Origin of the sequence: Paraburkholderia metrosideri (assembly GCF_904848625.1) — a bacterium.
GTDB classification, from domain to species: Bacteria; Pseudomonadota; Gammaproteobacteria; order Burkholderiales; family Burkholderiaceae; genus Paraburkholderia; species Paraburkholderia metrosideri.
Genome location: NZ_CAJHCP010000008.1, coordinates 454,045 through 461,819, shown reverse-complemented (window position 1 = coordinate 461,819; position 7,775 = coordinate 454,045). Strand labels below are relative to the sequence as shown.

6 protein-coding genes are annotated in these 7,775 nt (G+C 59.6%); all 6 read right to left on the bottom strand.

Translation table 11 applies throughout. The annotated features are described in order from the left end of the window. Window positions 1-803 precede the first annotated feature (803 nt). Window positions 804-1,541 (bottom strand): SDR family oxidoreductase, encoded by a 738-nt coding sequence (locus LMG28727_RS20500; protein WP_201644116.1) that lies wholly within the window; start codon window positions 1,539-1,541, stop codon window positions 804-806. After that, entirely contained in the window at window positions 1,538-3,082 is a 1,545-nt protein-coding gene (locus LMG28727_RS20495; RefSeq protein WP_201644115.1) for an FGGY-family carbohydrate kinase, read from the bottom strand. Before LMG28727_RS20495 ends, LMG28727_RS20500 begins: the two co-directional genes overlap by 4 nt. A 54-nt stretch (window positions 3,083-3,136) precedes the next feature. Then, complete coding sequence (locus LMG28727_RS20490; RefSeq protein WP_201644114.1) at window positions 3,137-4,225, bottom strand: alcohol dehydrogenase catalytic domain-containing protein; 1,089 nt, start codon at window positions 4,223-4,225, stop codon at window positions 3,137-3,139. A gap of 33 nt (window positions 4,226-4,258) precedes the next feature. After that, the gene (locus tag LMG28727_RS20485; RefSeq protein ID WP_201644113.1) at window positions 4,259-5,266 is read right to left on the bottom strand and encodes an ABC transporter permease; all 1,008 of its coding nucleotides are present in this window, start codon (window positions 5,264-5,266) and stop codon (window positions 4,259-4,261) included. After that, window positions 5,253-6,773 (bottom strand): sugar ABC transporter ATP-binding protein, encoded by a 1,521-nt coding sequence (locus LMG28727_RS20480; protein WP_201644112.1) that lies wholly within the window; start codon window positions 6,771-6,773, stop codon window positions 5,253-5,255. The genes LMG28727_RS20485 and LMG28727_RS20480 overlap by 14 nt, the downstream gene beginning before the upstream one ends. A gap of 61 nt (window positions 6,774-6,834) precedes the next feature. Continuing rightward, window positions 6,835-7,758, bottom strand: coding sequence for an ABC transporter substrate-binding protein (locus tag LMG28727_RS20475; protein ID WP_236592129.1), 924 nt, complete (start codon window positions 7,756-7,758; stop codon window positions 6,835-6,837). Window positions 7,759-7,775: the final 17 nt, after the last annotated feature.

Sequence of the window (7,775 nt, the reverse complement as noted above, 5' to 3'; positions counted from 1 at the left end):
CCGCGGGCCGCTGCCTGAGAAGCGACAGTGCGTTTCTTCTTCATGATTGGCATATCCATGATCTTCATCCTTCATGATATGCCTCGCCCACGAAATTACGGATAGGCCCCCGCACAGGGGCAGTGCTAATAGACCACCGTGAACACAAGGAAAGGCCAACGCCCAAAGAACACACCCAAGGCGGCGCCCGACCAAAGCATCCAGCCATCGGGCAACTTGCCACGAACGCGGAGTGCGCGGGAGCACCGATTCCAGATGTACCACTGCCCCCTCCAAGCCAGGGGACCCACTTAAGAACTAGCGGGGTGAGCCCGCTTTCTTTGCTTACTTTCTTTGCGGCGGCAAAGAAAGTGAGTGCCGCCCCGCACAGGGGCAATGCTAATAGACCACCGTGAATTCAAGGAAAGGCCAACGCCCATGGAACACAAGCAAGGCGGCGCCCGACCAAAGCATCCAGCCATCGGGCAACTTGCCACGAATGCGGAGTGCGCGAAAGCACTGATTCCAGATGCACCACAGCCCCCTCCAAGCCAGGGGACCCACTTATGAGCTAGCGGTGTGAGCCCGCTTTCTTTGCTTACTTTCTTTGCGGCGGCAAAGAAAGTGAGTGCCGCCCCGCACAGGGGCAGTGCTAATAGACCACCGTGAACACAAGGAAAGGCCAACGCCCGTAGAACACAACCAAAACCAACTGCCGCCCTGCACAGGGGCAACGCCAATAGACCACCGTGAAAGCAAGGAGAGGCCAACGCCCAAAGAACACACCGAAGGCGGCTCCCAGCCAAAAAAACCACCCTCAAAACTCACCTCACGGTATACCCCCCATCAATCGCCAAAGCCACCCCACTAATCATCGAAGCCGCATCACTCAATAAAAACATAATCGGCGCAGCCACTTCGCCCGACTCAGCAAACCGCCCCAAAGGAATCGCCTTCAAAGCAGGATCACGCTTAACAGGATCACTCCACGCAAGCACCGCCATCGGCGTTAACGTCACCGTAGGATTAACGCTATTCACACGAATCCCAAACGGCCCCAACTCAATACAAAGAGCACGCGTCACCGCATCCATCGCCGCCTTGGAAGCCGAATAACTCAAATGATCATCCAGCGCGACTAGCGCAGCCTGACTCGACACATTCACAATACTGCCCGAGCGCCTGGCTTCGATCATCCCGCGCGCGACATGTTTGGCAACCAGCACCGCACCGCGCGCATTCACCGCCATCACCCGATCGAAACTCGCCGCCGTCGTATCCACCGCCCGCTCGAGCAGCGCAATGCCCGCGCAATTCACAAGGCCGTCGAACGCTTCGAGCGACCCCAACGCATCGTCAATCGCCGCTTCGTCACTAACGTCGAGCACCAACGGTTCGCAACCGGTTTCCTCCGCGAGCCGCGCGAGTTCGTTCACGTTACGCGCGGCCGCAACGACATTCGCGCCTGCAGCGCATAACGCTTCGACGGTCGCGCGCCCAATCCCGCTCGATGCGCCGGTGACGAGAATCGAGCGGCCAGAAAAATCGAAAGTAGCATTCATGATGATTGCAACCGATGCATGACCGGCTTCAAGGCCGGATAGAGATCCGTATAAACGCCGAAGCGCTGCTCGTATAACGTCATTCGCACAGCATCGGGTTGCGCGCGTTCGACCAGCGTCACCCAGCCGCGTTGCGCGTCTTCACGCGAAACCAGGCCGATGCCCACCGCTGCAAGTAACGCCGCACCCATCGCTGCTTCGACATCCTGCTCGATCGTGTAGACCGGATAGCCGGTGATGTCCGCGATAATCTGCATCCACAAATCGGAATGCGCGGCGCCGCCGACGACAATCAGTTTGTCATCGAGCGATTGCGCGCCTTTGCGTCCCGCTTCGATGTTGTGCTTCAACGCAAACGACACGCCCTCCAGCACCGCGCGATACAGATGCGCACGCGTATGAAACAGGCTCAAGCCAACGAATGCGCCGCTCGCTTTGGCGTCCCACACAGGACTGCGCTCGCCCATCAGATACGGCAGAAACATTACGCCATCCGAGCCGGCCGGCACCTTGTCCGCGGACTCTTCCAGCAAACGGTGTGCATCGCCATGCGGCGTCGCGCGCGCGGCTTCGATCTCGGCCTGGCAGAACTGCTCGCGATACCAGGTGACCGATGCACCCGCCGTAATCGCGCCGCCAAACACATAGATATCGTGCTGCCCGTTGAATACGTGCGGCATGCTGATCAACCCGTGCCGCGCGTCGACGGATTGATTGATGTAGCCCCAGCACATGCTCGTGCCGATCATCGCGACATGTTGCCCCGCTCGCGTGACGCCGGCCGCAAACGTGGCCATCGCCGCATCCACGCCGCCCGCGACGATCGCGGTGCCTGCATCGAGTCCGAGTTGCTCCGTCCATTGCGATAACAGGCCGCCTACGACATCCGATGATTCGACCAGCCGCTCCGGCATCATCGTCGCGGGAATGCCGAGCATGTCGAGCGCTTCGTCGGACCAGTCGCGTTTGCCAATGTCATAAACGCCGCCGATGTTGCCCGCCGAACTATGATCGACCGCGACCTCGCCGGTCAGCATGTAGATCACGTACGCATTCGGCGGCAGGAAATAGCGGGTTTTCGCCCACACGTCCGGCTCGTGATCGCGCAGCCACAACATCTTCGTGTAGCCGTAGTAACTGTCCACGCCGTTGCCGGTGATCGTATAGAGCCGTTCGAGATCGACGTTCTCGCGCACCCATTCGACCTCGCGCGTTGCACGGCGATCCATCCAGATCAGGCATGGCGCGAGCGGCCGCATTTCGCTGTCGACCGGAATGCCCGAGCCACCGTAAAGACTGCTCACGCATAAGGCCTTGATCGACTTCGCCGCGACGCCCGCCTGTTTCCCCTTGGAGACGCACGCGGCGATGCACTCCACCACCGCCTTCAGCCACACGGCCGGCCATTGTTCAGCCCATAGCGGCTTGGGCGTATCCGGCTGATAGCTCGACGCATGTTGCGCGATGATCGTGCCATGCTGATCGACCAGCAGCGCCTTGGTGCTCTGCGTGCCGATGTCGACGCCGATGACGTAGTCCATACAGTCTCCGTTTTATAGTCCGCTGATCCTCGTGCTGCGCACTGCGCAGAAAGCTCACCCGCGAGGCTTCAGCAGTACCTTGATCGAATCGAGCGAATTCGCGATGCTGATCGCCTCGTCCCACTCTTCCAGCGAAAAGCCATGCGTGACGATGCCTTTCGACGTGACGAGCCCGCGTGCCAGCAGATCGATTGCAATCGGATAGCAGTACGGCCCCAGATGCGCGCCGCGCACGTCGAGCTCCTTGCGGTCGCCGATCACCGACCAGTCGAGTGTCGTCTCCGCACCGAACACTGAAAACTCGACAAAGCGCCCGAGCTTGCGAATCAGGTCCATCCCCTGGTTGACGCCAATTGGCGCGCCGGTCGTTTCAATATACACATCGCAGCCGTAGCCGTCCGTCAGCGAGTGGATAATCGCCAACGCATCCTGCTCTTTCGGATTGATGGTCACGTCCGCACCGTATTCGCGCGCCAACGCAAGGCGCTCTTCCACCAGATCGATCACCACCAGTTTCTTCGGCGTTTTCAGATGCGCGACTTGCGTCATCATCAATCCGAGCGGTCCGGCGCCTGCAATCACCACCACGTCGTCGAGTTGCAGATCGCCGCGATTGACGGTGTGAATCGCGCACGCAAGCGGCTCGATAATCGCGGCGTCTTCGAGAGAAATGCCGTCGGGAATCTTGTGAACAATCGCGGTCGGCGGAATGCGCATGTATTCGGCCATGCCGCCGTCCGCCACTTCGCGCTGGAAGCCGAAGATGTTGTGCACTTCGCACATCCAGTATTTGCCGGATTTGCAATAACGGCACTTACCACACGGCACAATCTGTTCGGCGATCACACGGTCGCCCTTCTCGACGCCGAAATGTTCGGCTGCGCCTTCGCCGATTTCTTCGACATAGCCGAAGAATTCATGACCCGGAATCACCGGTGCTTTGACCCACGGGCTCGGGCCGCCCCAGAACATTTTTGCGCCCGAATGGCATTTGCAGTCGCTCGCGCAAATGCCGCACGCCGCGATGCGGATCACCAGTTCGTGCGCACGGGCCTTCGGTTTCGACACCTGTTCGACGCGATAATCTTTCGGCGCGTGACAGACGATGGCGGTCATGTTCTCTTTGTCGGATTGAGTCGTCATTGCATGGTCCTGCTAAAAAGAGTCGAGGGAAAATTACTTTCTACGGTCGCGGCTAATGTAGATCGCGAGCAGAATGATTCCGCCCTTGATCACGTTCTGCACATACGGATTCACGCCGACCATGTTCAGGCCGTTGTTCAGCACGCCGAGCAGCAACGCACCGATCAACGTGCCGATGATCGAACCACGGCCACCGGAGATCGACGTGCCGCCCATCACCACCGCGGCAATCGCGTCGAGTTCGAAGCCGACGCCCGCGTTCGGCTGGCCGCTCATCAAACGCGCGGTCAAGACGATCGAGGCGAACGCGGAAGTCAAACCGGCCAGCGTGTAGACGATCAGCTTCACCCGCGCTACTCGCACGCCGGATAAACGCGTCGCCTGTTCATTGCCGCCAATCGCATACACATAGCGGCCGAACGGCATGCGTTCGAGCAGCACCCACGCGATCACGTAGATCACCACCATGATCACGACCGGTGCCTGAATGCCGAGAATCTTGCCGCTGCCGAAGAAGCTGACCCAGTCGGGCAAGCCGTCGATCGGATAGCCGCCTGTGTAGATCAATGCAAGACCGCGGGCGATGCCCATGGTCGCCAGCGTGACGATGATCGGCGGCATGCCGGCGAACGCAACGAAGAAGCCATTGGCGGCGCCGAAGCCCAAACCGACTGCGATGCCCACTGCGAGCGCAGCCACCGAATTCATTCCGGCGACCATCAGACCGGCGGCAAGGGTGCCCGCCAATGCCATCACCGAGCCCACCGAGAGGTCGATACCGCCAGTGAGGATCACGCACGTCATGCCGACGGCAATGATCGCGTTGATCGACACCTGACGCAGCACGTTCTCGATATTCGCCGCCGAAAGAAAGCTGTCGCTCGCGAACACCATGACGATGCAAACCGCCAGCAGCCCGATGAACGGATAAAACAACGTGGAACGCTTTAACGCGGCCCACGTGAAGCGCACCGGCGCGCCTGGGGTATCACTACTGACCGTCGAAGTCTTCGGCGAAGAAGAAGGATTAGGCGTGTTCATGGGGTGCTCCAAGGGCGCCGGCAGTGGCATAAGTCATCACGGCGTTCGAGTCGATCGCGTCGCCTTCGAGCATCGCTTCGATGCGTCCCTGCCGGAACACGGCGACGCGGTCGCACATGCCGACGATCTCCGGCAATTCGGACGAGATCATGATGATCGAGTAGCCACGCTCGGTGAGTTCGCGCATCAGCAGATAGATTTCGGCTTTGGCGCCGACGTCGATGCCGCGTGTCGGTTCATCGAAGATCAGGATGTTGGTGTGGTGATTCAGCCAGCGCGCAATCACGACTTTCTGCTGATTGCCGCCGGAGAGCGTCGCGACTTCGGTGTGCATCGTCGGCGCTTTGACGCCGACGCGTTTCATGATGTCGGCGGTCGCGCGCGCTTCACTGCGCTGATCGATGAAAAAACGCAGCGACCGATATTTACCGAGGTTGTTGATCGAGATGTTCTGCTTGATCGAGAAGTCGGTAATCAGCCCTTCGGTCTTGCGGCTTTCAGGCAGGATGCCGACACCGGCGCGCAATGCATCGGCGGGATCGGAAAGCTTCGCGGACGCTCCGTTGACGCGAATCTCCTTCACGTGAGCCGGGTCTGCGCCGATCACCGCGAGCGCAGTTTCTGTGCGGCCCGAGCCGACCAGTCCCGCGAAGCCGAGAATTTCGCCTTCACGCAGCGTGAAACTCAACTCGGGACTGTCCTTGAGCAATTGCAGTTTCCTGACATCCAGCACGATCTTCGCGTCGGCCCGCAATGGCGGCTTCGGCGGAAAGCTGCTTTCGATCCTGCGTCCCACCATCATCTGCACGAGATGCCCGACGTCGGATTCCGCGACTTCGGTCATGCCGACGTACTGACCGTCGCGCAACACCGTAATGCGGTCGCACACTTCGAAAATCTCTTCGAGGTGATGCGAGATAAAGATCATCGCGACACCCTGCGTCTTGAGATCGCGCATGATCGCGAATAGATGCCCGGCCTCGGCGGGTGTCAGCGTCGCAGTCGGTTCGTCGAGAATCAGAATGCGCGCTTCGAGCGACAACGCCTTGCCGATTTCGACAAACTGCTGCTGTGCGACCGACAGTTCACGAATCGGTACCGACAGATCGACCGCCACGCCGAGCCGCTGAAAAATCGCCGCCGCCGCGCGCCGCATCTTGCCGCGTTCGAGCAGGCCCAGTCCGCTTTTCATTTCGCGGCCGAGGAAGATGTTCTCCACAGCGTTCAGATACGGAATCAGGCTGAACTCCTGAAACACAATGCCAACGCCCGCCGCGACAGCGTCGTGATAGTTCGTGAAGTGACGCGCGTCGCCGTCGATCGTGATCGTGCCTTCGTCCGGCTGATAGATGCCGCACAGGATTTTCATCAGCGTCGATTTGCCTGCGCCGTTTTCGCCGAGCAGCGCGTGAATCTCGCCGCGTGCAATTTCCAGGTGAATGCCTTGCAGCGCCTTCACACCCGGAAAGCTTTTGGTGATGTTGTCGAGTTTGAGAATGGTGTCCATCGGGTCCTCCTCTGCTGCCGGTTGCCGTGCGTGAAACGAAGCGCGGCAACCGGCCTTCGCGTTACCAGCTAAAGCCCTTGGCATTGCTCTTGTCGATCATCTTCACGTCGACCGGAATGGTCTTCGGCACATTGGCGCCCCACTTCTTGGCGAGTGCAATGCCGAGCGCGATCCGCACCTGGTCAGCCGGAAATTGTGCAGACGTCTCGACGAATTTCGAATTCGGCTTCTGGATCGCGGCGATGGCTTCCGGCGCTCCGTCGACGCTCGTCAGCTTGATGTCCTTACCCGACGATTCGATGGCAGACAACGCGCCCATCGATCCGCCGTCATTCACGCTGAAAATCCCCTTGAGGTTAGGATGCGCCTGAATCATGTTCTCGGTGACGGACAACGCGGTCGCACGTTCCTGCTTACCGTTCTGCGTATCCACGATCTTCACACCGGGCACTTTCGCGAGCGCCGCTTTGCAACCGCGTACGCGTTCGAGAATCGGCACCACCGGAATGCCGTCGAGAATCGCGACTTCACCGCTGCCGCCAATCGATTTCGCAAGGTAATCGCAGGCCATTTCACCGGCGTCGTAATTCTTCGAGCCGACGAACGAATCGACCGGACCATTTGCATTCGCATCGACTGCCACCACGATCACGCCCGCTTTTTTCGCCGATGTCACCGCCGATTGAATGCCGGTCGTGTCGGTCGGATTCACGAGCAGGATGTCGATCTTCTTCTGCAACATATCTTCGACGTCGCTGACCTGTTTGCTGACGTCGTGATGCGCATCGGTGACGACCACCGTCGCGCCGATCGATGCGGCCGCGTCGTTTAACGCCTTCTGCATGGTCACGAAGTACGGATTATTCAATTCCTGAAACGTCATGCCGATTTTCAGCGGCGCGGCCTGTGCAGCCGGCGCGGCGATAAACGACAGACCCAATGCGAGGGTCGCGAAAGCCGCCGTATTGCGTGCGAAACTCTTCATCGTGATCCGCTGTGAAG